Origin of the sequence: Sedimentibacter sp. B4, from assembly GCF_000309315.1 — a bacterium.
GTDB classification, from domain to species: Bacteria; Bacillota; Clostridia; order Tissierellales; family Sedimentibacteraceae; genus Sedimentibacter; species Sedimentibacter saalensis.
Genome location: NZ_CANG01000180.1, coordinates 1 through 241 on the forward strand (window position 1 = coordinate 1; position 241 = coordinate 241).

The 241-nt window shown below is 65.6% G+C and carries 1 protein-coding gene; it reads left to right on the forward strand.

Annotation, left to right across the window (positions count from 1 at the left end; genetic code table 11):
- On the forward strand, nt 1-229 hold a 229-nt coding region (locus BN358_RS10655; protein WP_040582577.1), incomplete at its 5' end, for a sugar transferase.
- Between the last annotated feature and the right edge of the window lie 12 nt (nt 230-241).

Below are 241 nucleotides of genomic sequence, written 5' to 3' on the forward strand. Positions count from 1 at the left end.
CCCGGCACTGCCCACGGAGGTAGCTCAGTATGACTCAGACACCCGACGCCGGCTCGACGTGCGTCCAGGGCTGACGGGCCTGTGGCAGGTCTCAGGACGGTCCAACCTCTCCTGGGACGACACGGTTCGGCTCGACCTGTACTACGTCGACAACTGGTCGATGGTGCAGGATCTGATGATCCTCGCCAAGACCGCCAGGGCCGTCGTCGGCTCCTCCGGAGCCTACTGAGCACCCAGTGGC